This window comes from Sagittula sp. SSi028, assembly GCF_048553715.1.
Classification (GTDB): domain Bacteria; phylum Pseudomonadota; class Alphaproteobacteria; order Rhodobacterales; family Rhodobacteraceae; genus Sagittula.
On sequence record NZ_JBLZNC010000003.1, the window covers coordinates 99,338 to 123,061 of the forward strand.

Genomic DNA, 23,724 nt, shown 5'->3' on the forward strand with positions numbered 1-23,724 from the left:
CGCCTGCCATCTGACACCGCACCAATTAAGCCCGCGTTAAAGTGCGGCTTTGTCCTAAATTGTTCCGAAAGCTTTCAGCCGCCCTCCACGCCGCAGCCCAAACACTGCGGTTGACACCACGCACAGGCCGTGTATTTGAGCGCCTTCATTGGTGTTGGTGGCCCTCGCAAGGGGATGCCTGTCAATCCGGGGTGCCGGTTCGCCGGTCCGGAAAGAGGACAACGCCCTTCGAACCTACAGAAGGAGATCAGCCGTGACAAAACGCACGTCTGCCAAATACAAAATCGACCGCCGCATGGGCGAAAACATCTGGGGCCGTCCGAAGTCCCCGGTCAATCGTCGTGAATACGGCCCCGGCCAGCACGGCCAGCGTCGTAAGCAGAAGCTGTCCGACTTCGGTCTGCAGCTGCGCGCCAAGCAGAAGCTCAAGGGCTACTACGGCGACATGACCGAAAAGCAATTCCGTCGCATCTATGCCGAGGCAGAGCGTGTGAAGGGTGACACCGGTGAAAACCTGATCGGCCTGCTCGAGCGCCGTCTGGACGCCGTCGTCTACCGCGCGAAATTCGTGCCGACCGTCTTTGCTGCACGTCAGTTCGTGAACCACGGCCACGTGCTAGTGAACGGCAAGCGCGTCAACATCCCCTCCTACCGTGTGAAAGAGGGTGACGTGATCGAGGTCCGCGAGAAGTCCAAGCAGATGACCGCGCTTCTCGAAGCTGTCCAACTGGCAGAGCGTGACGTCCCCGATTACATCGAGGCCGACCACTCCAAAATGACTGCGACCTTCGTGCGCACCCCCGGCCTGTCGGACGTGCCCTACGCGGTTCAGATGGAACCGAACCTGGTTATCGAATACTACGCTCAGAACTAAGCGTAACAGACGTAGGGCGGTGCTATGCGCCGCCCGACTTTGGGGCCGCCCTTTGGGGTGGCCTTTTTGTTTGCCGGAACAGCAATGCGCCGGATCATAGCGCCAAACGCACCAAGGCCGCCGTTCCGGTAGGAACGACGGCCTTGGTCACATCCGCATCAGCGGATCGCTACATCATTCAGACGTAGTAAATGTCGCGGAACACGTGGTGCGCGATGCCTTCGCGGGTCAGGCCGCGTTTTGCCAGCTCTGCATCGGACAGGCCCTGCAGGCGTTCGATTTCCTTCATGCGGTGGCTGGATTCAGCCGCGCGGGTCAGCGTGTCCATCATACCGTGGAACATGCTGCTCAGGATGCCGCGACGGGCGCTGTCGTCATATGTAATATGTGCCATAGCGTTTATGCCTCTTCGGTTGGAACGATTGCTCCCCTCCGTGCCACCAATCTATGCCGCACTGCGGCGTAGGACCACTGCCAGTGCAGCATACCGGCTGTCCACCTTATGCATGGCTTCAACATTTAGATGAATTTTACACGTATTAACGTCGCCCTAAGCGGGCTACTCCGCAGCCATGGCCTGACGGTCGGCAAAGGGTGCGAAACGCGCGCGCAAGGCCGGGCTGACATGCGTCAGCCGCCCGCCGCAAATGGTGGCATCGACAGTGCGGCGCTTGCGGTGAACCAGCACCAGATCCGCCCGCAGCCCAGCCGCAATCTGCCCGCGATCCGCAAGCCCCAGCAGGCGGGCAGGGGTGCACGATACCATGGCCCAAGCGTCTTCCAAGCCGCATCCACCGCCCTGTGTCACCGCAAAGGCCCCAGGCACCAGCGCATTAAACGCCCCGGCAGAGACCAGCACATCGCCGAGGCCTGCGTGGATCAGATCCAGCGTGGCCAAAGGTGCCGCGCCGGGCGCGCGCTCGCATAACTCTGACGCAGACAGTAGGATCGGCGCATCCGCCGCCCGCGCCAGCGCCGCCGCCGCGCGGCGCACCGGCAGGGCACACAGCCGTGCGCCAATCTGGTTGTAATAGTCACGGGTTTCGCCATCCGCATCACCCAGACTGCCAAAGGGCACCTCCAGTGCCTCAAGCATATCGGCCACACGGCATAAATGTCGTGGCACGTCAGGGGCTTGCGCCCGCCGCGTGTCAAGCGCTGTGCGATAGTCTTCCGCCGCCTGACTCGATATGGCCGGATCGACCAGCGCCTTTTGGGCCGCATTGTCCAGCGTATCGGTGAACAGCAGGCTGGCGACCGGATGACGCCGAAGCGTGGTCACAAGGCGGTCCTGCGTGTCGACGCTGTGTGTCTCCAACACCAGTTGCGGCAGCAGATCGCAGAATGGCATTCGCTTAGCGCCGTGCAGATGTGTCAACGCGGCGGCGCAGCGGTCAGGCGCATAGCCGCCGCCTTGCCAGCCCCACCCCAGTGCGACGCTTGCCGTGGTCACTCCAGCGGCAGCGGCGTCATGGGCCGCGCGGCTCAGCGCATCAGCGGCGGCAGAGCTGTCCGCGCCGCCCATCTGCTCCGTCACCAGCGGGCCGTGCAGATCAACGATCCCCGGCAGCACCAGATAGTCGCCCAGATCCACCTGCGCAAAAGTCCCATCACAGATCAATCCATCGGCAAAGGCCACAGGGGTATCCGAGAATCCCTCGGGGCGCAGGACGGCTGCACCGCTCAGGCACAGGGGAGGAAGACAAGCTGGCATGGGTCTGCTCGGGACGATGAGTGTTACCTGATGCATAATCGGGCAATGTATCGTGGCCGTGACATTCACGCCGAAAACCCCTTATTTTCATCGCAAAACCTGGGATTTAGCGTAAATTATTCGTGACAGGGCAGGGGCCACAGGACAGGGCGGTCTACAGATCAGAAGGCCCCAAGGCTTGACCGGCCAACGGGCATCCTTTATACGCGCGAGCGTCGACAAGGCATTTAACGCCGCGGCAAGGACGAGCAGGGCCGGACCACCGGCCCTCTTTGTTTTGCGGCAAGCTCAGTGACCAACCAAGACCGGCGGAGCCAACCGTGCGGCCAGTGAAAACCGATGAAAAGGAAACCAGACGTATATGTCTAACGCATCCATGGAAGAGTTCGAAGCACTCCTGAACGAGAGCCTCGAGATGGACACGCCCGATGAGGGCACAGTTGTCAAAGGCAAGGTCATCGCAATCGAAGCGGGCCAGGCCATCATCGACGTCGGCTACAAGATGGAAGGCCGTGTCGAGCTAAAAGAATTCGCAGAGCCGGGCGAACAGCCCGAAGTCTCTGTCGGTGACGAAGTCGAGGTTTACCTCCGCGCCGCCGAAAACGCCCGTGGCGAAGCTGTTATCTCCCGCGAGATGGCGCGCCGCGAAGAAGCATGGGACCGCCTCGAAAAAGCATACGCCGACGACCAGCGCGTCGAAGGTGCGATCTTTGGCCGTGTCAAAGGTGGCTTCACCGTCGATCTCGGCGGCGCCGTGGCCTTCCTGCCCGGCTCTCAGGTTGACGTGCGCCCCGTGCGCGACGCAGGCCCGCTCATGGGTCTCAAGCAGCCGTTCCAGATCCTCAAGATGGACCGTCGCCGTGGCAACATCGTTGTGTCGCGCCGCGCGATCCTCGAAGAATCCCGCGCCGAACAGCGCGCCGAAGTTATCGGCAAGCTGCAGGAAGGCGATTCGGTTGACGGTGTGGTCAAGAACATCACCGAGTACGGCGCATTCGTCGACTTGGGCGGCGTTGACGGCCTGCTGCACGTGACCGACATGGCATGGCGCCGTGTGAACCACCCCTCCGAAATCCTGTCGATCGGTGAAACTGTCAAAGTGCAGGTCATCAAGATCAACAAGGACACGCACCGTATCTCCCTGGGCATGAAGCAGCTGCAGGAAGATCCGTGGGATCTGGTGGGCGTCAAGTACCCGCTGGGCTCCGTGCACAAAGGCCGCGTGACCAACATCACCGATTACGGTGCATTTGTTGAGCTCGAAGCCGGTGTCGAAGGTCTGGTTCACGTCTCCGAGATGTCCTGGACCAAGAAGAACGTGCACCCCGGCAAGATCGTCTCCACCTCTCAGGAAGTGGACGTGATGGTTCTGGAAATCGACCCCTCCAAGCGTCGTGTTTCCCTTGGCCTGAAACAGACCCAGCGCAACCCGTGGGAAGTGTTTGCTGAAACGCACCCCGAGGGCACGCAGGTCGAAGGCGAAGTCAAGAACATCACCGAATTCGGTCTGTTCATCGGTCTCGAAGGCGAGATCGACGGCATGGTTCACCTCTCCGACCTGTCCTGGGACGAGCGCGGCGAAGACGCGATCCAGAGCTACCAGAAGAACGACGTTGTTCAGGCGGTGGTCTCCGAAGTCGACGTCGAGAAAGAGCGCATCTCGCTCTCGATCAAGGCGCTGGGTGGTGACAAGTTCGCAGAAGCCGTTGGCGGCGTGAAGCGTGGTGCCATCATCACCGTTGAAGTGACCGCAATCGAAGACGGCGGCATCGAAGTGGAATACGAAGGCATGAAGTCCTTCATCCGCCGCTCCGACCTGTCCCGCGATCGTGCCGAGCAGCGCCCCGAGCGCTTCAACACCGGCGACAAGATCGACGTCCGCGTCACGAACATCGATTCGAAAACGCGCCGTCTGGGTCTGTCGATCAAGGCACGCGAAATCGCAGAAGAGAAAGAAGCCGTGGAACAGTTCGGTTCCTCCGACGCAGGCGCGTCGCTGGGCGACATTCTCGGCGCGGCTTTGAAGGGCGGCGACGAGTAATCGTCTCTTCCATATCGTTTAAAGAAGGCCTCCGCCCACGCGGGGGCCTTTTTCGTTGCACGGAGTGCGGGGCAGGGGGCTTCGATAAACCATCCCTCAAGCGTGTAAAAATAATGGCGCTCTCCCAAAGGATTTCCTAACCTAAGGAAAATGGACCGGCGTGGAGACAGGGTATGAAACGGTTTGTGGTGTCACTCGGGCTGCTATTGGGCACAACGCTGCCTGCCCTCGCCCAAAGCTCCGGCCAGATCGTCATACCCGATGACGGCAGCCAGATCGTTGAAGGCGGTCCTGCACCGCTTCAAGGCAGCACCGAATTCATCATGAAGCCGATCACCGTCGAGGGGCAGAACCAGCTGCGTGGCCGTTTCGGCGGGGCATGGGCCGAGGGCGAGATTAAACAGCGCGCGGCCCTGACCTGCGGCGAGGCGGGCATGCGACTGATCTACTTCAAGGCAGAGACACCCGACAGCAAAAGCCGCCGTGAATTCGCTGCCGTCTGCCAATAGGGCAAAGCGCCGCCACGTCACCCGAATCGCCGCACGGGACGGGGTGGGTGAAATTTTCGCTGACCCCAATCTTGACCCCGGCACTGCCAAAACCATCATCAATCCCACGAAAAGCCTGCCAAGCGCATGCAAAATAAGACAATTATTGCGTTTTCAAAGGTTCCCGTAACGGATCGGTATGCTTATAGTTTTCCAATAACGCTCCTCGACTAACGGAAGGCGCGACAGGGGGAAGTAAAGAATGATCAGATCAGAACTGATCCAGAAGATTGCGGACGAGAACCCGCATCTGTATCAGCGGGATGTAGAGCGGATCGTGAACACGATCTTCGAAGAAATCACCAATGCCATGGCCCGGGGCGACCGGGTCGAGCTGCGGGGCTTCGGGGCGTTTTCGGTCAAGAAACGGGATGCGCGCACCGGCCGGAACCCCCGCACGGGTGAAGCGGTCGAGGTCGAGGAAAAGCACGTCCCCTTCTTCAAGACCGGCAAGCTCCTGCGGGACCGCCTGAACGGGAAATAACTCATGCGCTACATTCGCTATGCTGTCTACGCGGTGGTCGCCATCGTGTTGATCATCGTGTCGCTGGCCAACCGCGATATGGTCACGCTCAGCACGCTGCCTGACGGAATGGCAGCGATCCCGGGGATGGGCTGGCTGGCCATAGCGGTAGAGCTGCCTCTGTTCATCGTGGTCTTGGGCGCGATCTTGCTGGGTTTTGTGCTGGGCGAGCTGTTCGAATGGCTGCGGGAGCACAAATACCGCGTCGAAGCCCGCACCAAACAGGGCGAAGTCCGCAAACTTGAACGCGAGCTGAAAAAGACCCAGGTTGAACGCGACAAGGATAAGGACGAAGTGCTGGCCATTCTCGACCAGTCCCGCGCCTGATCCTGATCTCCTTACGCTGACACAGGGGACCTCTAACCAGAGGTCCCCATTCCTTTTCCGGAGCCCAAATGACCCAAATTCGCGTCAAGATCTGCGGAATCACCCGTGCAGAAGACATCGAGTCGCTGACCCGTTCCGGCGCAGCCTATGTGGGCTTCAACTTCTTTCCCAAGAGCCCACGCTACGTGTCCGCCGATCAGGCCCGCGAACTGGCGCTGCTTTGCCAGCCCGGGCTTGCCAAGGTTGCCTTGGTCGTCGATCCCGACGATGACCTTCTGGACGAAATCACCGCCAAAGTCCCGCTCGATTTCATACAGTTACACGGCAAGGAAACCCCGCAGCGCGTCAGTGAGGTCCGCGCGCGCTACGGCCTCCCAGTGATCAAGGCCGTGGGTCTCGCCACCGAGGAAGACCTTGAAAAGATCGATACTTTCATGGCCATCGCAGACCAACTGCTGATCGACGCGAAACCGCCGAAAGATGCCATTCTGCCCGGCGGAAATGGCCTGCCGTTTGATTGGCGTCTGATTGCGGGCCGCCGTTGGCCCAAACCATGGCTTCTGGCAGGCGGGCTGACCGAGGCCAATGTCGCACAAGCTATTGCAATGACCGGTGCAAACCAGGTGGATCTGGCCTCCGCCGTCGAAAGCGCGCCCGGCATCAAAGACGCCGCCAAGATCGACGCTTTTGTGCGCGCCGCCAAATCAGAGCGGATCCCTCGCCTCTGAGTGCAGCGCACGATCTTCTGTCGGATTTAGGTATTTTGACCAAGGAAAAACGCAAACACGTGCATTGCTTTTCCTTGGGCCAAATACCTAAATGAAACGGCAGCCGAGGGCGTCGTACCTTAGATCAGGTCCAGAACCTTTTCAGGCGGGCGGCCAATCACGGCCTTTGTGTCTGTGATCAAAACCGGCCTTTCGATCAGCTTGGGATTCGCAGCCATTGCGGCCAGAAGATCTTCTTGGCTGCTGTCTTTCGTAAGACCAGCCGCCTTGAAAGCCGCCTCTTTAGTGCGCACCATTTCAAGTACGGGGCAGTTCAGGCGTGCAAGAAGCCCGCGCAATTCATCCAAACTCGGTGGGTCATCAAGATAGCGGCGCAAGATCACGTCTTGGCCGCGCGCCTGCAATAGAGACAATGCATCGCGGGATTTCGAACAGCGGGGATTGTGCCACAGGATCAAAGCCATTTATTGCGTCCTGTGCCAACGGCCTGTGCGACATTGGCAAACCCATCGCGGGCCAGCAGGCGATCCAGACCCGTTGCGATGTCGGCTCCGAGGCTGAGGCCGTGATAGATGAGCGCAGTGTAAAGTTGTACCGCCGACGCCCCGGCGCGGATTTTTTCGTAGGCTTGTTCTGCCGAGCTGACACCGCCGACGCCGATGATGGGCAACGCGCCGTTTGTCAGCTGGGACAGCTGTGCGAGCGTCCTTGTCGATTTCTCGAACAGGGGGGTGCCCGATAGCCCCCCGGCCTCAGCCTTATGTGTTGATTGTAGGCCATCGCGGTCGAGCGTCGTATTGGTTGCGATCACGCCAGACACTCCGGACGAGAGCGCGACTTCGGCGACATCTTCCAATCCCTGCCTGTCCAGATCCGGCGCGATTTTCAGGAAAACGGGGATCGGTTTCGGCAGCGCATCGCGGGCCTGCATCACCCCCGCAAGCAAGGCTGCCAGCGCCTCTTTGCCTTGCAGATCGCGTAGTTTTTCGGTGTTCGGCGAAGACACGTTCACTGTCGCGAAATCGAGATGCGCTCCGCAGTGGCGCAGGACTTTCGCGAAATCCTCTGCTCGGTCGGTGCTGTCTTTATTCGCGCCAAGGTTCAGGCCGAGAATCATATTGTCAGGACGGGTCGCCAGCCGTTTGGCCGCGACCTCCATCCCGTCATTGTTGAACCCGAAACGGTTGATCGCGGCGTGGTCTTCGGTCAGGCGAAACAGGCGGGGTTTGGGGTTGCCGGGTTGCGGGCGGGGCGTGATCGCGCCCACTTCGACAAAACCGAAACCGGCCCGTGCGAGCGGTTGCAAAACTTGCGCGTTCTTGTCAAATCCCGCTGCAAGACCCACGGGGTTGTCCAGTCGCAACCCCGCGATGGTCGTGGCCAGACGGTCCGAGGTCACGCGGCCCACCACAGGCACAAGCCCGCTTTGTAGCGCTTTGATTGCGAGTCCATGCGCGGTTTCCGGGTCTAAGCGATGCAGCGCGGCAAGGCCGATTTTTTCAATCGTTTTCATGCAAATCCATCCGGGAAGCGGTGCCCCTCATCTTCCAACGGCAAAGGTTGGCACCATTCGATATGTTCCAGTTTCAGCGGGCCATAGTAATGCGGAAACAAGGCGCCGCCGCGCGATTCCTCCCACTTCAGGCCGTCATCCATCCGCTCTGCCTCCAGCGCGGCCAGAAACAGGCCGTCTTCGCCCGCGAAATGTTTGGCGGCTGTTTCACGGGCCTGAGCTGCTGTTGAAAAATGGATATAGCCATCGGCAATATCGACAGGGGCACCTTGGGTCTCGCCCGCCTCGCGCAGGGCGACCCATTCATCGGAACGGAGAATCTTGTAAATCTGCATAGCGATGGGATGCCGCGTTGCACCCGGCAAATCAAGCATCGCCTTAAATCTCATCACCTATCGATCCAATACGCTGTGGATAAACGGCATTTCCCCTACGATACCTTGCAGGAACCTTTGACATACAGGGCGGCGCGGTGTCTGCTCTGCCCATAAAACAGACGACAGAGAGGGTCTCATGCGTTTTCTCATGACCACCGCCGCCGCCGCATTGATCGCCGGCGCAGCCCAGGCCGATTATAGCCTGACAATCCTGCACACCAACGACTTCCACGACCGGTTCGAACCGATCTCCAAGTACGATTCGACCTGCGGATCTGAGGACAACGCCGAAGGCAAATGCTTTGGCGGCATGGCGCGCATGGTCACCGCCATCTCCGAGGCCCGTGCCGCAGCACCGGGCGATGTCCTGCTGCTTGACGCAGGCGACATGTTCCAGGGCTCGCTTTTCTTCACCCAATACGGTGGCGATCTGGCGGCGGAATTCATGACCGCGCTCGACTACGATGCCATGGCGGTCGGCAACCACGAATTCGACAAAGGCCCCGAAGGCCTGTCCGACTTCCTCGACAAGGTCGAATTCCCCGTGCTCTCTGCCAACATCGACGTCAGCCAGAACAACATGCTGGCCGGTCGCGTGGCAAAATCTGTCGTCCTGCAGCCCGGTGACGAAAAAATCGGCGTGGTCTCTGTGCTGGCCGAAGACACGCCCGAAACGTCGTCCCCCGGCGACACGGTGATCTTCTCGTCGATGGTTGACGCGGCGCAGGCCGAAATCGACAGCCTGTCCGAGGACGGCGTGAACAAGATCATCCTGCTGACCCACGTGGGCCTTCCCGGCGACAAGAAGCTCGCCGATGAACTCACCGGCGTCGACCTGATCATCGGTGGCCACAGCCACACCTTGCTGGGCGATATGGATGGCGCAGCGGGCAGCTATCCCACCATGCAAAACGATGTGCCGATCGTGACCGCCTATGCCTATGGCAAATACTTGGGCGAGCTGTCGGTCACCTTTGACGACGACGGTGCGGTGACAGAAATCACCGGCGCACCAAAGCTGCTCGACGCCTCCGTGGCAGAGGACGAGGCAACCGTTGCGCGCATCGCCGAACTGGCCGGACCGCTCGAAGAGATGCGCCAGACCGTGGTGGCCGAAACCGCGGAAGCGATCGAAGGCTCGCGCGATGTCTGCCGTGCCATGGAATGCCCCATGGGCAACCTCGTGGCCGATGCGATGCTTGACCGGGTCAAGGATCAGGGCGTCGAAATCGCTATCCAGAACGGCGGCGGCGTGCGCGCCTCCATCGACGCAGGCGAAGTCACCATGGGCGAGGTCCTGACAGTTCTGCCGTTCCAGAACACGCTGTCGACCTTCCAGGTCACTGGCGCCACCATGATCGAGGCGCTGGAAAACGGTGTCGGCCAGATCGAAGAGGGCGCAGGCCGCTTCCCGCAAGTGGCGGGCATGTCCTTCACCGTTGATCCTTCCGCAGAGCCGGGCAGCCGCATTTCCGACGTCATGGTCGGCGGCGCCCCCATCGAAGAGGACAAGCTCTACGGCGTGGTCTCCAACAACTACGTGCGCAACGGTGGCGACGGCTACGGCATGTTTGTGGACGCGGAAAACGCCTATGACTTCGGCCCGGATCTGGCGGACGTGATGGCGGAATACATCGCCGCAAACGCGCCCTACGTCCCCTACACCGATGGCCGGATCAAGGTGGCGGGCGAATAAGCCCCCCACTTTAGGCCAACGACCAAGGCCCCGCTCCCGATCACCGGGGGCGGGGTTTTTTCTTGGGTAAAATACCTCGGGGAGTCGCAGCCTGCTGCGACGGGGCAGCGCCCCATTAACAAGTGATGACGTAACGTCAGGTGCGAGGGTTAACAACCGACCGGTTTTTGCCCTGAACCGGCCGGTTCACCGGTTAACCGACGGTCACGTTGATGAACAAACCCTTCCAGCCTTGTGATCTGCATAGTGGCAGACACAAGGTCTGGGGACAAAGGTTAACGGAGCGGTGGGTTAACCCCACCGCGCGCAGCGTTAGATGGCTTGGATTTTAACCCCACCGTACTGGGACGATTCAGGCGGCACCGCCTTCGGTGAATTGCAGCCGCGCCAGTTGCGCATAAAGCCCGTCTTTGGCCACCAGCTCGTCGTGGGTGCCCTGCGCTACGATGCGGCCTGCTTCCATCACGATGATGCGGTCGGCCTTTTTCACGGTGGCCAGACGGTGCGCCACGATCAGCGTGGTGCGGCCCTCGGCCAGCCTGTCCACGGCGGTCTGCACCAGCCGCTCCGATTGCGCGTCCAGCGCGCTTGTGGCCTCGTCCAGCAGCAGCACCGGCGCGTCCCGCAGGATGGCGCGGGCAATGGCCACACGCTGTTTTTGCCCGCCGGACAGCATGACGCCACGCTCCCCAAGCGAGGTCTCATAGCCCTCGGGCAATTGGCTCAGGAACTCATGGGCGGCGGCGGCACGGGCGGCGGCTTCGACCTCCGCATCCGATGCGTCAGGTCGTCCAAAGCGGATATTGTCACGGGCAGAGGCGGCAAAAATCATCGGGTCCTGCGGCACCAGCGCCATATGCGCGCGAAAGCTGTCGCGGGCCATGTTCGTCAGCGCCACACCGTCCAGCGTGATGCGCCCCTCCGACGGATCATAGAAACGCTGAAGCAGTTGAATAATTGTGGTTTTCCCCGCACCGGACGGGCCGACAAAGGCCACGGTTTCGCCCGGCTGGATGTCCAGCGTCACACCGTCCAGCGCCGACACCGCAGGGCGCGCAGGATAGGCAAAGCGCACCCCCTCGAACCCGATGGCCCCGCGCACGGGCTGGGGCAGGGGGGCGGGTGTCGCGGGATCGCGCACGCTGTCCTCGGCCTGCAGCAGATCAACCAGACGCTCGGTTGCGCCCGCCGCGCGCTGCAGCTCGGAAAACGTCTCCGACAGCGCGCCCACCGCGCCTGCCACCATGACAGAATAGATCACGAACTGGATCAGGACGCCCGCGCTCATCTCGCCTGCGCGCACGTCCCATGCGCCCACCCACAGCACGCCGACGATGCCTGTAAACACAAGCGAAATCACGATGGCTGTCAGGGCGGCGCGGGTCCAGATCCGCTTTTTGGCGGCGTCAAAGCTCTTTTCCGTTACACGCGCGAAATCGGCGCGCGACAGCGGCTCATGGGTGTAGGCCTGCACGGTTTGCACCGCGCTGAGCGCCTCGGACGCATTGCCCGACGATTGCGCGATCCAGTCCTGATTTTCGCGGCTCAGCACCCGCATCCGCCGTCCCAGCACCGCAATCGGCACCACCACCAGCGGCACGATCAACAGCACCAGTCCCGTCAGCTTGGCCGAGGTGAACAGCATCAGCACCAGCCCGCCCGTAAACAGCAGCAGATTGCGCAAGGCGATGGAAATCGACGACCCGATCACCGACAGGATCAGGGTGGTGTCCGTTGTGATGCGGCTCAGCACCTCGCCGGTCATGATCTTTTCGTAAAAGGCCGGCGACAGCCCGATCACGCGGTCAAACACAGCCATGCGGATGTCCGCCACAACCCGTTCACCCAGCCGCGTCACCAAGGCATAGCGCAGCGCGGTCCCAACGGCCAGAATGGCGGCCACGCCCAGAGCGGCTCCGAAGTAGCGGTCCAGCATGGCGCCGTCTGTGCCGTTGAAATTGTCCACGACACGGCGCACGGCCATCGGCAGCACAAGCGAGGTGCAGGCGGTCAGGATCAGGGCCGCGATGGCTGCGAGCATGAGCCCGCGATAGGGCCGCACAAAGGGCCAGAGCGCGCGCAAAGCGCCCACGTTTTTGGACTTTTCGCGCTCGTCGCCCGTGGTGTCTGCCGGTGTGCGCGCCATGCCGCCTCCAAGGATATAATGCACCGGCGGTTTTGGGGGCAGCGGCCCATATGGTCAAGCGCTCATGGCGGACAATAGCGTCGCAGGCGGCATATGCGGGAATAAAAACCGGGGGGGGAACTGGAGCGGGTACACGGGATCGAACCGAGATAACCTGCTTGGAAGGCAGGGGCTTTACCATTAAGCTATACCCGCTCGGGTGAGCCGTGATTAAGCCAGCCGCCGCCCGCGGTCAAGCCGGTTTCCGGCCGCTTTTGCAAAGGAGTGCGCGGTGGCGCGGGTTGTCATTCTGTCCAGCTTTGTGGCCTGCGGTCACGTGGGGCTGTCGGCGGGCCAGCCGGTGTTGCAGGCCCTTGGCCACGAGGTGATCGGCCTGCCGAGCGTGGTTCTGTCCAATCATCCCGGACTGGGCGTGCCGGGCGGGGCTGTGACACCGGTGGACCAGTTGCACGCTATGGTCGGGGCTTTGTTCGATCACGGGTTGCTGAAGGGGGCCGACGCGCTTCAGACGGGGTATTTGCCGACACCAGACCACGTGGATCTTGCGGTCGGGTTAATCGACCGGTTGCGCGCGGATTTGCCAGCGCTGCGCGTTGTCGTCGATCCCGTTTTTGGCGATGCGCCCGGGGGGCTGTATTTGCCCGAACCTGTCGCTGGTGCGATTGCCAAGGCTTTGGTCCCGCGCGCCGATATCATCACCCCAAACCGTTTCGAGGCGGATTGGCTGGCGCAACGGGGCGCGGATACCGCACGCGTGGTTGAAACCTCGGCCGAGGTGGCTGGCCGGTTTGGCGTTCTGGATCATGCGCAGGACACACCCACGTTCTACCCCGTGCAGCGGCATGGCGGCGTCCCGCATGGGACAGGGGATGCGCTGGCGGCGTTTCTGGCGGCCGGGGTGTCATTGGGGCAGGCCCTTGGTTATCTGCAATGCCTCATCAAACACAGTCTTGGTGCGCCGCATCTGGCCATCGCTGCGTCGCAGCCCCATTGGACCGAAGCCCCCGCCCACATAGGAGAGCCGCATGGCCTTTGACTTTATCTTTATGTTGACCTCGAACGACCGCACGATCCCGGATGCACGGGCGCGGCTGGAGCAGGTGCTGGAAAGTGGCGTGCGTCACATCGGCTTCAAGGATGTGGGCCTGCCCTTTGACGAGCTGCGCGAACTGGCGCAGGTCATCCGGCAGGCCGGTGGTCGGTCTTACCTCGAGGTGGTCAGTCTGGATGCGGAGAGCGAGATCGCCTCTGCCCGTGCGGCGGTGTCGCTGGATGTGGATTGCCTGCTGGGCGGCACCCGCGCGCCCGAGGTCACAGCCATCACTCGCGATCACCCGCTGCGCTACTATCCGTTTCCCGGGCGGATCGTTGGCCACCCGTCGGTGCTGCAAGGCCCCGCCGAGGCGATCATCGACAGCGCCCGCCGCTTGACCGATCTGGAACATGTGCACGGTCTGGACCTGTTGGCCTATCGGTTTGACGGGGATGTGCCTGCCTTGATGGCGCAGCTTTGCGCGGCGGTGACAAAGCCTGTGATCATGGCCGGATCAATCGACCGGCAGGCACGGGTCGAGGCTGCAGCACAAGCGGGCGCGGCCGGGTTCACCGTGGGCAGCGCCGCGCTGGACGGGGTGTTCCCCGCAGAAACCGAAGGCTTCATCGGCCAGCTTCAGTCCATCTTGCGCATGACGGGGCAAGCCCGCCGCCTGTCCCGCGCGCCGCGCCGGATCGCCTTGGTGGCGCACAACAACCGCAAGGCACATTTGCGGGCATGGGTGCTGCGCCACGCTCAGCTTTTGTCCGGCCAGCGGGTGATCAGCACCGGCAGCACAGGCCGTATGATCACAGACGCGTTGCCCGATCTCGCCGTCAAACGCTTGCAGCGCGGGGCGTTGGGTGGGGACCAGCAACTTGGCGCGCTGATCGCGACCGGAGAGCTTGACGCGGTGGTGTTCTTTGCCGATCCGTCGGGTGGTCACGCGGGGGATGCGGATCTGCAGGCGCTGACACGCTTGGCGATTTACCACGATACGCCGCTGGCCCTGTCGCCCTCTGCAGCAGATGCCTTGCTGGCGGGCATGATAGGTGTGTGACGCCCGCAGGATCTGCGGCATAGATTGACAGCGGCAGATCACCCGGCGCACCGTCCGGTCAGAGCAGACAAAAGGGTGTGCCATGAAGCATGTGGCAATCATCGGGGCGGGGATCGTCGGGGTGTCGACCGCGATCTGGCTGCAGCGCGCGGGATGCACGGTGACATTGATCGACGCCAAGGCCCCGGGGGAGGGGGCCAGCCACGGCAATGGCGGGGTTCTGGCCAGCGCGGCGGTTGTGCCAGTGTCGGTGCCAGGACTGCTGGCGCAGGCCCCACGTATGCTGCTGGACCCTGACCAACCCTTGTTCCTGCGCTATCGCTATTTGCCTAAACTGATCCCTTGGGGGTTGCGGTTCCTGCGTGAGGCCACCGCCGAAGGGGTGCGCAAACGCGCCCGTGCGGCGACCTCGCTTATCGGGGACAGCCTGAACGATCATCTTGCACTGGCCAGTGGGACCGGGGCCGAACGCTACATCGTGCCGACCGATTACCTGTACCTCTACGGCAGCCGCGCCGAATACGAGGCCGACGCTCTGACCTGGCAGGTGCGGCGCGAGATGGGATTTCGATGGGACCTGCTGGAGGAGGCGCCGCTGCGCGCCTTTGATCCCTGTTACGGCCCCGACATGCGCTTTGCCGCGCGCCTGCCCGATCACGGGCGCATTCGCGATCCGGGCCGATATGTCAAAACGCTGGCGGATCATGTGGCGGCGGAGGGCGGGCGTGTCCTGCGCGCAAACGTCGCCGATATCATACGCGAGAACGGGCGCGTGACAGGCGTGCGAATGGGCGGGGACCGGCTGGACTGTGACGCGGTGGTGCTGGCGGCGGGGGCGTGGTCGAACACGCTGGCAAAGCGGTTGGGTCTGAAGATCCCGCTCGACACAGAGCGCGGCTATCATCTGGAACTCTACGGTCCCAATATCATGCCGAAAACGCCACTGATGGTGGCCAGCGGCAAATTCGTCGTCACCCCGATGGACGGGCGGTTGCGACTGGCGGGCGTGGTGGAATTCGGCGGGCTTCAGGCGGGGGCGTCGCGGGCGCCCTTTGCGCTGTTGGACCGGCACATTCGAAAGGCGCTGCCGCAGCTTCGGTGGGAAAAGACCGTCGAATGGATGGGCCACCGCCCCAGCATGAGCGACTCGCTGCCGGTGATCGGTCCGGCGGCGACCGCGCCGGGGGCCTATCTTGCCTTTGGTCACGATCATGTTGGCCTGACAGGCGGGCCAAAGACGGGTCGTATGCTGGCGCAGATGATTTGTGGGCAGACGCCGAATATCGACATGGCCCCCTTCAGCCCCGCCCGATTTGACCCGTAACGCCCGCCGTCGGTTGTTCAGATTTTAGGCAGTTATCCCCAGTCGGTTTAGGGATTGTTTCCAATTGGCCGCCAAACTCTTCGTCACACAGGACGAACGGGTGGGGCCATGCCAATTTTGACAACCGATGTGGTCGCGCTGGGCGCGGTCGCGTCTCCGGCATTGTTCGGGGGCAATATCCTTGCCCCGCGCGGTGATATGACCGGACCGGGCAGCTATGACGCGGCGATCAATGCGTTGGGGATCACAGATCTGCGCTACCCTGGTGGATCGCTGTCAGAATACCTGTTCAACCTGCGGGACCCCGACGCGCGACAGGTGGTGGACCCGCGTGACGGCACCACGACCGAGTTCATTCCGCTGTCCGATGTGATGGCCTATTCCGCGGACACCGGGCGGGCGGTCAGCATTGTGATCCCCACGCGGGACCAACTGTCGAACACGCGCCTTGACGACAACGGCGACCGGATGCCCGCCATCGACCGCGAGGTGCTGACCGGATTCGTGCGCGATGTGGTGGGCGGCGTCTATGGTGACGGGACAGTCGCGGCTTTCGAGATCGGCAATGAATACTGGGGCTCGGGCGAGATGAGCGCCGCCGAATACGGGCGATTGGCGGCGGATATGGCGCAGATTGTGGATGGTGTTCTGTCCGACATGGTGGCCACACATCCGCAGGCCGCCCAGATCGACGTGCTGGTGCAGGTGGGCACCAATTTCGGCTACTCCGACCTTGCCGCGCAATACGAGGGGATGAGCACCGCCGATATTCTGTCCGACCTCGAGGCTGCATATGGGATCGAGCTGGACCAAAACGGCGCCTCCCCCGATTGGACCGAGATCAATAATGTCATCCTGACATCCTATTTCGATGAGGATGCACTGGAGGCGACGGATGGCGTGATCGCCCATGCCTACAGCCGCGCGCCAGAGGTGCCGCACAGCCGGTGGTTCCAGATCGAACAGGTCGAGGAACATTGGCAATCCATCGACCCTTCGCTGGAAATTCATGTGACGGAGTGGAACCAGAAATCCAACACGCAGGCTCTGGAGGATACGACGGATTATGGCCTGTGGCAGGCGCAGGAAATGCTGGAACAGATGGAGGAATTTCTGCGGTTGGGCGTGGATGCAGCACAGGTCTGGCCCCTGATCCAGAACACCGACACGGCGCTTGCCCTTGGCCGATCCTTTGACACGCCCACGGTCGCAGGCGAGATGTTCTCGGTGATGTCTGAAACGCTGGTTGGCATGCGGATGCTGGATTTTACGCCAAGCGCGGACAACCGCGACACCGAATTTGAAACGCCGGAGCTGGATGTCCACGCCTTTGGCAACGGGCAGGATATGGTGGTCTACATCACGTCGAACCTACGCGACGCGGCCACGGACTCCGTGGTCGATATCTCGGCTCTGATCGCGGGGGCAGGGCAGGTGGATGTGACGGTTCTGGGCGTGGCCGAGGGGTTCGCCCCTGGCAACACCCAAAGCCCCGCCTTGCGCGAAACACCACCGCCCGAAGATGTCTATGATCAGGGCGTGGTCGATGCGGTGCTCGCCCCGGGCGAAATCATGCAACTGGTGCTGCGCGATGTCACGCCAACGACGGAGTTTGCCCCGACGTTCGCGGCCACCGCTATGGCCGAGGCCGCCGTGATCCCTGACCTGCCTGACGCCAGCGCGCCGCCTGACCTGCCAGACACCAGCATGCCACCGCCTGACGCGGCAGAGCTTCCAGAGGCACAGAGCGCCGAGCCCGATGACAGTGCCGAGATCGACAGCCTGACAGAGGAGGCGGCAGATGACGACGGCGGTGGCCTTGGCGGGGCGTGGCTTGCGGGGCTCTTGCCGCTGTTGTTCCTGCTCGGCTGTGCGCCGCTCTAGCGGTCTTCGGGGTCGATGACCTCTTCGATCAGCTCCGGCCCGGACGCGCGGTTGGAATTCACGCGCGTGGACACCCGGTGAAAGTCCAGAGCGTCGTCCGGGGCGGGCACCATCAGCGCGGCAGCGCCGTGGCCTTCCTCGCCCAGCCATTTCGCCCAAGTGTTGTCGGACAGGATCACCGGCATGCGGTGGTGGATCGCGGCCATCGGGTCATTTGCGGCGCAGGTCACAATGGCGCAACTGCGAAAGCTGTCCTCCCCCGCAGACCAGTCCTGCCAGACACCGGCCATCACCAGCGGCGCGCCATCGCGGCGGGTGATATACCACGGCAGGCGGTTGCCTTCGGCGTCTTTGGTCCATTCGAAAAAACCGCTGGCCGGGATCAGGCAGCGGCGCGCGCGACAGGCGGCGCGAAAGGCGGGCTTTTCCGCGATGGTCTCTGCGCGCGCATTGATCAGCAAAGGGCCATCGTTCGGGGCCTTGTACCAATGCGGCAGGAACCCCCAGCGCATCCCCTGCAACCGCCGCTGCCCATCCCACTGGATCACCTGCACATCATTGGTGGGGCAGACGTTGTAATTCGGCACATCGGGCAGATCATTCGCAGGCGTGGCCGCAAACAGCTGCGCCATAGCATCATTGGGCAGGGTGGTGGCGAAACGTCCACACATGGCGGTCTCTCCCTCAGGTCGCGGGGCCAGACTACGGGAAAATCACCCCAGACCAAACCGCGTGTAGTGCAAAAGCCCCCAGTCGGTGAACTCCTTGTGCACCTTGGCCCACAGGCTGCCAAAGCGCAGCGGATCCATGCGCGTCGCCTGCGCAATCTGTGCCAGCGACCGGCGACCATCAGCGGCGGCGATCAAAGGGGCGGCGTCACGGGGCAGCGCGATCTGCGTCTGCGCCTCGGGCAGGGACACGGGCAGCGGTTTGCCTTGTGCGATCATCTGCGCCACGCGCGCGGGCTGTGGCAGTTGAAAGCGCGGGACAAGACGCGTTTGCGACGGCTTCGGCAGGGCGCGATCCTCGTCATCTGGCACCAGATAAGCTACGTGTTTGCGCAAGGTCCCGCGCAGTTTTTCGGCGACGGCCATGGCGCTGTGCGGCGCCATATCTGCGGGCACCTCCGTCAGCCGTGCCAGATCGTAAAGCCCGGGCTGCACAAAGCTTTGCAGCCGCCATCCGGTGCGGGCGCAGGTCTCAAGCAGCTCGGTGACGGAATAGGGGCGGTCCTGCGAATGCAGCAGCAGATCGTAGAACCCCGCATCGCTTTGTTCGTGATCCATCAGATTGCGGTTGGCGGCAAAGGGGTGGCCTTCGGGCAGATTGGCCACGATCTCCTTGGCTTTGGTCAGGCGGTCCTTGGCAGGCAGCCCCGCGAACAGCGCGCCAAATGCCTCCTGCAGCGGGTAGACACCGGAGCGGCCATAGGGCGCGTAGACCATGCAGCCCAGACCGCCACCGGGGGCCAGCGCCGCCCGCAGTGCGGCAAAGCCCGCGTCGGGGTCGGGCAGGTGATGCAGCACGCCGCAGCAGTCAATGTAGTCAAACGGCCCGTAGTCCGGCGCATCCAGAAGCGAGCCTGTCAGAAACCGGATCCCGGTCAGGCCACGCGCCTGCGCCCGCGCCTCGGCGATGGCGCGCGATGCCTTGGACAGATCGATATAGGTGATGTCATAAGGCGCGCCCGCGCTGGTCATCAGTTGCGCCAGTTGGATCAGCGCATCGCCCGTGCCACCACCAGCGATCAGGACGCGCAGGGGGTTGGACCAATCGCGCTGGCCTCCCCACAGGTGGTGATCCATCTCGGACGGGCGCGAGGGCGAGCCGCCGATCAGCCGCTTTGCCTCGTCTGCGGGGTCGCGGGCGGGGTAGGGGAAATCTTCGTATTGTTCGCTGACGGTGACCATTTCCATGCCCTGTCTTGCCTGTGCGTGACCCTCTGTGCCCGATCAGGCGGGGATTGGCCAGCAACACGGGGGCTTAGCCACGTTGCTTGGCGATCTCCAACCGTGTGTCCAGAAGCGCGATCTCGGCGATCAACCTGCGGCGTTCCGTGCGATCCGAACAGTCGCGCAATGCCTCGCGCAACCTTGAGATGTCGCGGCTGAGCGCCACCACCTCGGGGACCGCGCCATTGTCGCGCAGGATACGGTTCATGGCCGCGTCATCCGTCCTGTCCGACAGATCCAAGGGCTGGCCGCTGCCTGCCAGATCGTCAAAGGCGCCATCGGCCTCGGCGCGGGCGATACGGGCATTGATCAGGTCAATCAAAGGGTGGTCCATGAGGCGCAATTTGGCATATAGGAACGTTTCACGCCAGCCCCGCCCAAGAACGCTGCGTCACGAAGGGGGGGGCTTGGCCCCGCAGTGGCTTGCGCTATGGCGGCATACTGGACAACATTCGGGTTGGAGAGAAAAAGGGGAGGAATAGCATGGTTTTTGCTACCGTGCAGGACAGGGATGCTCTGCAACAGGAAAAGCCGTTTGCGGAGCGCGATGTGCCCGCAACGCTGTGGGGACAATTGACGCGAACGGCAGAGGCCTTTCCTGATCGCCCCGCATTCAGCTACCAGTTGCAGTCCGGCCCCACCGATAAGGCCGAGACACTGACATGGCGCGAGGTGCATGAGCGCACCGCGCAGGCCGCCAATCTGTTCCGCGAGCTGGGGATTGGCGAAACCGACGTCATCGCCTGCGTTTTGCCGAACGCGAATGAAACCATCACCACCATTCTGGGCGGTGCCGTGGCGGGGATCATCAATCCGATCAACCCGCTGCTGGAGCCTGAGCAGATCGCCTCCATCCTGCGCGAGACCGACGCCAAGGTGGTGGTCACGCTCAAACCGTTCCCCAAAACCGATGTGCCGCAAAAGGTGCACGAGGCCGTGCGCCACGCGCCGCATGTGCATACGGTTCTCGAGGTGGATCTGAACCGCTATCTGACCCCGCCGAAAAAGTGGCTGGTGCCGCTGCTGCGTCCCAAGCTCGAAGGGCCGCGCCACGCTGATTACAAATGCTTCCGCAAGGAAACCGCGCGCCAGCCCAAGACTTTGGCCTTTGCCGACAGTCGGGGCGATCGCGTGGGCGCATATTTCCACACCGGCGGCACCACCGGCATGCCGAAGGTCGCGCAGCACCTGTATTCGGGCATGCTGTACAATGGCTGGTTGGGGTCCAAACTGCTGTTCACCGAAGAAGACAGCGTGATGTGCCCGCTGCCGCTGTTCCACGTGTTTGCCTGCCATGTGATCTTGATGGCGATGGTGCGCTCGGGCGCGCATGTGGTGTTCCCGACGCCTGCGGGCTATCGCGGCGAGGGCGTGTTCGACAACTTCTGGAAGCTGTGCGAACGCTGGAAAACCACCTTTATCATCACCGTGCCCACCGCCGTGTCCGCATTGATGCAGCGCAAGGTGGATGCGGATATCTCGACCGTGAAAACGGCGTTCTCCGGTTCTGCTCCGATGCCGCTGGAGCTGTTCAAGCGGTTTGAATCCTCCTGCGGGGTCACGATCTGCGAGGGCTACGGCCTGACCGAGGCCACCTGTCTGGTGTCGGTGAACCCGCCGGACGGCGAAAAGAAAGTCGGCTCTGTCGGCATTCCGCTGCCCTACACAGACGTCAAGATCGTCCGGATGGTGGATGGCGCGCCGCAGGAATGTGGCACCAACGAGATTGGCGAGATCTGCATCTCGAACCCCGGTGTCTATGCGGGCAAGACCTACACCGAGGCGGACAAAAACGTCGATCTGTACCACTATGGCACGCATTTGCGCACGGGCGATCTGGGCCGGATGGACGAGGACGGCTACCTGTGGATCACCGGTCGGGCCAAGGATCTGATCATCCGTGGCGGTCACAACATTGACCCCGCCGAGATCGAAGAAGCGCTGCTGACCCATCCGGCGGTGGCTTTTGCCGGTGCGATCGGCCAGCCCGACGCACACTCAGGCGAGCTGCCCTGCGCCTTTGTCGAGCTGGTCGACGGAGCCGAGACGACAGAGGCCGAGCTTCTGGAATATGCCAAGGTCCATGTGCACGAACGTGCCGCGCACCCCAAACATATGACCATCCTGACAGAACTGCCCAAGACGGCGGTGGGCAAGGTGTTCAAACCCGATCTGCGCAAGCACGCAATCACACGGGTCTACAATGCCGCGCTGGAAAAGGCGGGCTGCCCGGGGCGTGTTGTGTCGGTCATTGATGACAAGGCGCGCGGGCTTGTCGCGCAGGTCGAGATGAATGGCGCGAGCGATGCGGATGTTACAGCGGTTCTGGGGGCGTTCACGCGTCCGTGGGAGCGCGCCGAAGCGGTCGCCGCAGCTTAAATGAACACGGCCAGCGTCGGATCACGCTGGCCGCAGCACACCACAAAAAAGGCGCGTCCCCATCGGGCGCGCCTTTGACATTCGGGGCCTATGACGGCTTAGGCCTCGGGGTCCTGATTTGCGCAGAACATCTCGTACATCAGGTTGATCACGCGGCTCGTCTGGTCGTTGGCCAGCCGGTAGTAGATCGTCTTGCCCTCGCGGCGGGTGTCGACCAACCCCTCGTCGCGCAAACGGGCCAGCATCTGGCTGACGGCGGCCTGACGCATGTCCAACAGCCGTTCCAGTTCTCCGACCGATCGTTCCCCGTTGCCGAGGTGGCACAGGATCATCAACCGCCCTTCATGGGCGAGCGTTTTCAGAAAGCCGGCGGCCGCGCGGGCGTTGGCTTCCATTTCGGCGGGGGGCGGTGCAACGGTCTGTGTCATCGTAAATGCTACATAGGAGGGTCTGGACAGTTATACACCCTTTGTTGGGCAAAAACGAGACGCGGAATGGAGATCACGGATCATCGAACAAAATGACATTGCGCCGGGCCGCGCCGCTTTTGGTGTCGGCGATGGCCTCGTTGATCTGATCCAGCCGCCAGCGGCCCGAGACAAGTTCGTCCAGTTTCAATCGCCCCTGCGTGTACAGATCCGCCATCCACGGAATATCGCGGGCGATCACCACATCCCCCATCTTTGATCCGATCATCTGCTGTCCGGTAAAGGCCGGAATGACGGGTTCATATTGCGCCTTGGCACCGGCGTGGGGCATGCCCACCATCACCATGCGCCCACCCCAGCCCAGATAGCGCATCGCGCTGTCATAGGCGGGGATTGCGCCCACGGTGACGGCCACCACATCGGCCCCTTTGCCCATTGCCTTGATCGCGGCGCGCCAGGGAGAGGCTTCGGTGGCCAAAACCCCGTCAGTGGCGCCAAAGTCGCGCGCGACCTCCAGCTTGTCTGGGGACATATCGACCGCAACGATGCGACGGGCACCGGCGATGCGCGCGCCTTGGATAGCGTTCAGACCGACGCCGCCTGCGCCGATGACCACCACATCCTCGCCCGCGCGCAAACGGCCTGCGTGGATCACGGCGCCGATGCCGGTGATGACACCGCAGGCCAGCAGGCAGATGCTTTCCGCGGGCAGGGCATCGGGCAGCGCCACGACCTGACTGTGGTGCACCACCATGTGATCGGCAAAGGCTGCGCAATTCATGCCCCGATCCACCGGCGTCCCGTCTGCCCGCGTCAGCGGCGAGCGATGGCCGTTCTGATGTTCACAGATCGTGGGCTTGCCACTGGCACAAGGCACGCATTGCCCGCAGGCGCGGATCAAAGTGACCACCACCCGGTCGCCCAGATTCAGCCCGTCGACATGCGGTCCCAGCGCGGTGATGCGCCCGCTGGCCTCGTGCCCGTAGACGGCGGGCAGATCGCCGCCCCACGCCCCTTCGGCGAAGGAAATGTCGGAATGGCAGATGGCCACGGCGTCCAGCTTGACCTCGATCTCGCCCACATCGGGTGGGGCCAGCCGCAGTTCTTCGATCTGCAAAGGCGCATCAAAGGCGGTGCAGACCGCCGCGCGAATATCTCTCATGTCGTCCTCCCCTAT

The 23,724-nt window shown here is 62.5% G+C and carries 23 protein-coding genes and 1 tRNA gene; 12 read left to right on the forward strand and 12 right to left on the reverse strand.

Annotated elements, in window-relative coordinates:
• Positions 1-253: 253 nt before the first annotated feature.
• Positions 254-874 (forward strand): 30S ribosomal protein S4, encoded by a 621-nt coding sequence (rpsD, locus tag ACN5AZ_RS06655; RefSeq protein WP_419428082.1) that lies wholly within the window; start codon positions 254-256, stop codon positions 872-874.
• A gap of 178 nt (positions 875-1,052) precedes the next feature.
• Here the strand turns inward: rpsD and ACN5AZ_RS06660 are convergent, their stop codons facing one another.
• Positions 1,053-1,268: a DUF1127 domain-containing protein gene (locus tag ACN5AZ_RS06660; protein WP_419428083.1), complete on the reverse strand. Its 216-nt coding sequence runs from the start codon at positions 1,266-1,268 to the stop codon at positions 1,053-1,055.
• Between the two features lie 165 nt (positions 1,269-1,433).
• Positions 1,434-2,588, reverse strand: a complete 1,155-nt coding sequence (locus ACN5AZ_RS06665; RefSeq protein WP_419428084.1) for an amidohydrolase family protein — start codon at positions 2,586-2,588, stop codon at positions 1,434-1,436.
• A 361-nt stretch (positions 2,589-2,949) separates the two neighbouring features.
• Between ACN5AZ_RS06665 and rpsA the strand changes: the two genes are divergently transcribed.
• The 5 genes from rpsA (at position 2,950) to ACN5AZ_RS06690 (ending at position 6,755) form a co-directional block, all read left to right on the forward strand.
• The gene (rpsA, locus tag ACN5AZ_RS06670; protein ID WP_419428085.1) at positions 2,950-4,629 is read left to right on the forward strand and encodes a 30S ribosomal protein S1; all 1,680 of its coding nucleotides are present in this window, start codon (positions 2,950-2,952) and stop codon (positions 4,627-4,629) included.
• A 173-nt stretch (positions 4,630-4,802) separates the two neighbouring features.
• Entirely contained in the window at positions 4,803-5,138 is a 336-nt protein-coding gene (locus ACN5AZ_RS06675) for a hypothetical protein (RefSeq protein ID WP_419428086.1), read from the forward strand.
• 241 nt (positions 5,139-5,379) lie between these two features.
• On the forward strand, positions 5,380-5,661 hold the full coding sequence (gene ihfB / locus ACN5AZ_RS06680; protein ID WP_023849055.1) for an integration host factor subunit beta: 282 nt from the start codon (positions 5,380-5,382) through the stop codon (positions 5,659-5,661).
• Between the two features lie 3 nt (positions 5,662-5,664).
• Complete coding sequence (locus ACN5AZ_RS06685; RefSeq protein WP_419428087.1) at positions 5,665-6,027, forward strand: LapA family protein; 363 nt, start codon at positions 5,665-5,667, stop codon at positions 6,025-6,027.
• 68 nt (positions 6,028-6,095) lie between these two features.
• Positions 6,096-6,755 carry a phosphoribosylanthranilate isomerase gene (locus ACN5AZ_RS06690; protein WP_419428088.1) on the forward strand — a complete coding sequence of 220 codons (660 nt, stop codon included), beginning with the start codon at positions 6,096-6,098 and terminating at the stop codon, positions 6,753-6,755.
• A 119-nt stretch (positions 6,756-6,874) separates the two neighbouring features.
• Here ACN5AZ_RS06690 and arsC read toward each other — a convergent pair whose 3' ends face one another.
• From arsC to ACN5AZ_RS06705, 3 genes are read right to left on the reverse strand one after another with little or no spacing between them, the layout of a single operon-like run.
• Positions 6,875-7,219, reverse strand: coding sequence for an arsenate reductase (glutaredoxin) (gene arsC, locus ACN5AZ_RS06695; protein WP_419428089.1), 345 nt, complete (start codon positions 7,217-7,219; stop codon positions 6,875-6,877).
• Positions 7,210-8,268, reverse strand: a complete 1,059-nt coding sequence (locus ACN5AZ_RS06700) for a quinone-dependent dihydroorotate dehydrogenase (protein WP_419428090.1) — start codon at positions 8,266-8,268, stop codon at positions 7,210-7,212. The genes arsC and ACN5AZ_RS06700 overlap by 10 nt, the downstream gene beginning before the upstream one ends.
• Entirely contained in the window at positions 8,265-8,603 is a 339-nt protein-coding gene (locus ACN5AZ_RS06705) for a DUF952 domain-containing protein (protein ID WP_419428091.1), read from the reverse strand. The genes ACN5AZ_RS06700 and ACN5AZ_RS06705 overlap by 4 nt, the downstream gene beginning before the upstream one ends.
• A 178-nt stretch (positions 8,604-8,781) precedes the next feature.
• On the opposite strand from ACN5AZ_RS06705, the gene ACN5AZ_RS06710 reads away from it, so the two are divergent.
• Complete coding sequence (locus tag ACN5AZ_RS06710) at positions 8,782-10,341, forward strand: bifunctional metallophosphatase/5'-nucleotidase (RefSeq protein ID WP_419428092.1); 1,560 nt, start codon at positions 8,782-8,784, stop codon at positions 10,339-10,341.
• Positions 10,342-10,693: 352 nt separating this feature from the next.
• Here the strand turns inward: ACN5AZ_RS06710 and ACN5AZ_RS06715 are convergent, their stop codons facing one another.
• Together ACN5AZ_RS06715 and ACN5AZ_RS06720 are read right to left on the reverse strand one after the other, a co-directional pair.
• Positions 10,694-12,487 (reverse strand): ABC transporter transmembrane domain-containing protein, encoded by a 1,794-nt coding sequence (locus ACN5AZ_RS06715; RefSeq protein ID WP_419428093.1) that lies wholly within the window; start codon positions 12,485-12,487, stop codon positions 10,694-10,696.
• A gap of 121 nt (positions 12,488-12,608) precedes the next feature.
• Positions 12,609-12,682, reverse strand: a tRNA-Gly gene (locus ACN5AZ_RS06720).
• A 76-nt stretch (positions 12,683-12,758) separates the two neighbouring features.
• On the opposite strand from ACN5AZ_RS06720, the gene ACN5AZ_RS06725 reads away from it, so the two are divergent.
• From ACN5AZ_RS06725 to ACN5AZ_RS06740, 4 genes are all read left to right on the forward strand, one after another.
• Positions 12,759-13,523, forward strand: a complete 765-nt coding sequence (locus tag ACN5AZ_RS06725; protein WP_419428094.1) for a bifunctional hydroxymethylpyrimidine kinase/phosphomethylpyrimidine kinase — start codon at positions 12,759-12,761, stop codon at positions 13,521-13,523.
• A complete protein-coding gene (locus ACN5AZ_RS06730; RefSeq protein ID WP_419428095.1) occupies positions 13,513-14,580 on the forward strand; it encodes a methylglyoxal synthase in 1,068 nt (355 codons plus the stop codon). The genes ACN5AZ_RS06725 and ACN5AZ_RS06730 overlap by 11 nt, the downstream gene beginning before the upstream one ends.
• A gap of 82 nt (positions 14,581-14,662) precedes the next feature.
• Positions 14,663-15,904: an NAD(P)/FAD-dependent oxidoreductase gene (locus ACN5AZ_RS06735; RefSeq protein ID WP_419428096.1), complete on the forward strand. Its 1,242-nt coding sequence runs from the start codon at positions 14,663-14,665 to the stop codon at positions 15,902-15,904.
• Between the two features lie 108 nt (positions 15,905-16,012).
• Positions 16,013-17,788, forward strand: a complete 1,776-nt coding sequence (locus ACN5AZ_RS06740) for a hypothetical protein (RefSeq protein ID WP_419428097.1) — start codon at positions 16,013-16,015, stop codon at positions 17,786-17,788.
• On the opposite strand, the gene ACN5AZ_RS06745 is transcribed toward ACN5AZ_RS06740, so the two are convergent.
• The 3 genes from ACN5AZ_RS06745 to ACN5AZ_RS06755 form a co-directional block, all read right to left on the reverse strand.
• A complete protein-coding gene (locus ACN5AZ_RS06745; RefSeq protein WP_419428098.1) occupies positions 17,785-18,459 on the reverse strand; it encodes an SOS response-associated peptidase in 675 nt (224 codons plus the stop codon). The genes ACN5AZ_RS06740 and ACN5AZ_RS06745 overlap by 4 nt on opposite strands.
• 42 nt (positions 18,460-18,501) lie before the next feature.
• A complete protein-coding gene (locus ACN5AZ_RS06750) occupies positions 18,502-19,698 on the reverse strand; it encodes a class I SAM-dependent methyltransferase (protein WP_419428456.1) in 1,197 nt (398 codons plus the stop codon).
• Positions 19,699-19,771: 73 nt separating this feature from the next.
• The gene (locus ACN5AZ_RS06755; protein ID WP_419428099.1) at positions 19,772-20,074 is read right to left on the reverse strand and encodes a DUF1992 domain-containing protein; all 303 of its coding nucleotides are present in this window, start codon (positions 20,072-20,074) and stop codon (positions 19,772-19,774) included.
• A 149-nt stretch (positions 20,075-20,223) separates the two neighbouring features.
• On the opposite strand from ACN5AZ_RS06755, the gene ACN5AZ_RS06760 reads away from it, so the two are divergent.
• Complete coding sequence (locus tag ACN5AZ_RS06760; protein WP_419428100.1) at positions 20,224-22,119, forward strand: acyl-CoA synthetase; 1,896 nt, start codon at positions 20,224-20,226, stop codon at positions 22,117-22,119.
• A gap of 98 nt (positions 22,120-22,217) precedes the next feature.
• Here ACN5AZ_RS06760 and ACN5AZ_RS06765 read toward each other — a convergent pair whose 3' ends face one another.
• A complete protein-coding gene (locus ACN5AZ_RS06765; RefSeq protein WP_419428101.1) occupies positions 22,218-22,547 on the reverse strand; it encodes a metalloregulator ArsR/SmtB family transcription factor in 330 nt (109 codons plus the stop codon).
• 73 nt (positions 22,548-22,620) lie between these two features.
• A complete protein-coding gene (locus ACN5AZ_RS06770; protein WP_419428102.1) occupies positions 22,621-23,709 on the reverse strand; it encodes a zinc-binding dehydrogenase in 1,089 nt (362 codons plus the stop codon).
• Positions 23,710-23,724: the final 15 nt, after the last annotated feature.

Excerpts from the sequence above, each read along its gene's own strand:
- ACN5AZ_RS06770 (WP_419428102.1), bottom strand. The coding sequence starts at position 23,709 with ATGAGAGATATTCGCGCGGCGGTCTGCACCGCCTTTGATGCGCCTTTG.
- ACN5AZ_RS06665 (WP_419428084.1), bottom strand. The coding sequence starts at position 2,588 with ATGCCAGCTTGTCTTCCTCCCCTGTGCCTGAGCGGTGCAGCCGTCCTG.
- ACN5AZ_RS06765 (WP_419428101.1), bottom strand. The coding sequence starts at position 22,547 with ATGACACAGACCGTTGCACCGCCCCCCGCCGAAATGGAAGCCAACGCC.
- ACN5AZ_RS06690 (WP_419428088.1), top strand. The coding sequence starts at position 6,096 with ATGACCCAAATTCGCGTCAAGATCTGCGGAATCACCCGTGCAGAAGAC.
- ACN5AZ_RS06760 (WP_419428100.1), top strand. The coding sequence starts at position 20,224 with ATGGTTTTTGCTACCGTGCAGGACAGGGATGCTCTGCAACAGGAAAAG.
- ACN5AZ_RS06715 (WP_419428093.1), bottom strand. The coding sequence starts at position 12,487 with ATGGCGCGCACACCGGCAGACACCACGGGCGACGAGCGCGAAAAGTCC.
- ACN5AZ_RS06750 (WP_419428456.1), bottom strand. The coding sequence starts at position 19,698 with ATGGTCACCGTCAGCGAACAATACGAAGATTTCCCCTACCCCGCCCGC.
- ACN5AZ_RS06710 (WP_419428092.1), top strand. The coding sequence starts at position 8,782 with ATGCGTTTTCTCATGACCACCGCCGCCGCCGCATTGATCGCCGGCGCA.
- ACN5AZ_RS06735 (WP_419428096.1), top strand. The coding sequence starts at position 14,663 with ATGAAGCATGTGGCAATCATCGGGGCGGGGATCGTCGGGGTGTCGACC.
- ACN5AZ_RS06685 (WP_419428087.1), top strand. The coding sequence starts at position 5,665 with ATGCGCTACATTCGCTATGCTGTCTACGCGGTGGTCGCCATCGTGTTG.
- ACN5AZ_RS06730 (WP_419428095.1), top strand. The coding sequence starts at position 13,513 with ATGGCCTTTGACTTTATCTTTATGTTGACCTCGAACGACCGCACGATC.
- ACN5AZ_RS06675 (WP_419428086.1), top strand. The coding sequence starts at position 4,803 with ATGAAACGGTTTGTGGTGTCACTCGGGCTGCTATTGGGCACAACGCTG.
- ACN5AZ_RS06700 (WP_419428090.1), bottom strand. The coding sequence starts at position 8,268 with ATGAAAACGATTGAAAAAATCGGCCTTGCCGCGCTGCATCGCTTAGAC.
- arsC (WP_419428089.1), bottom strand. The coding sequence starts at position 7,219 with ATGGCTTTGATCCTGTGGCACAATCCCCGCTGTTCGAAATCCCGCGAT.
- ACN5AZ_RS06705 (WP_419428091.1), bottom strand. The coding sequence starts at position 8,603 with ATGCAGATTTACAAGATTCTCCGTTCCGATGAATGGGTCGCCCTGCGC.
- ACN5AZ_RS06745 (WP_419428098.1), bottom strand. The coding sequence starts at position 18,459 with ATGTGTGGACGTTTCGCCACCACCCTGCCCAATGATGCTATGGCGCAG.
- ihfB (WP_023849055.1), top strand. The coding sequence starts at position 5,380 with ATGATCAGATCAGAACTGATCCAGAAGATTGCGGACGAGAACCCGCAT.
- rpsA (WP_419428085.1), top strand. The coding sequence starts at position 2,950 with ATGTCTAACGCATCCATGGAAGAGTTCGAAGCACTCCTGAACGAGAGC.
- ACN5AZ_RS06755 (WP_419428099.1), bottom strand. The coding sequence starts at position 20,074 with ATGGACCACCCTTTGATTGACCTGATCAATGCCCGTATCGCCCGCGCC.
- ACN5AZ_RS06740 (WP_419428097.1), top strand. The coding sequence starts at position 16,013 with ATGCCAATTTTGACAACCGATGTGGTCGCGCTGGGCGCGGTCGCGTCT.
- ACN5AZ_RS06660 (WP_419428083.1), bottom strand. The coding sequence starts at position 1,268 with ATGGCACATATTACATATGACGACAGCGCCCGTCGCGGCATCCTGAGC.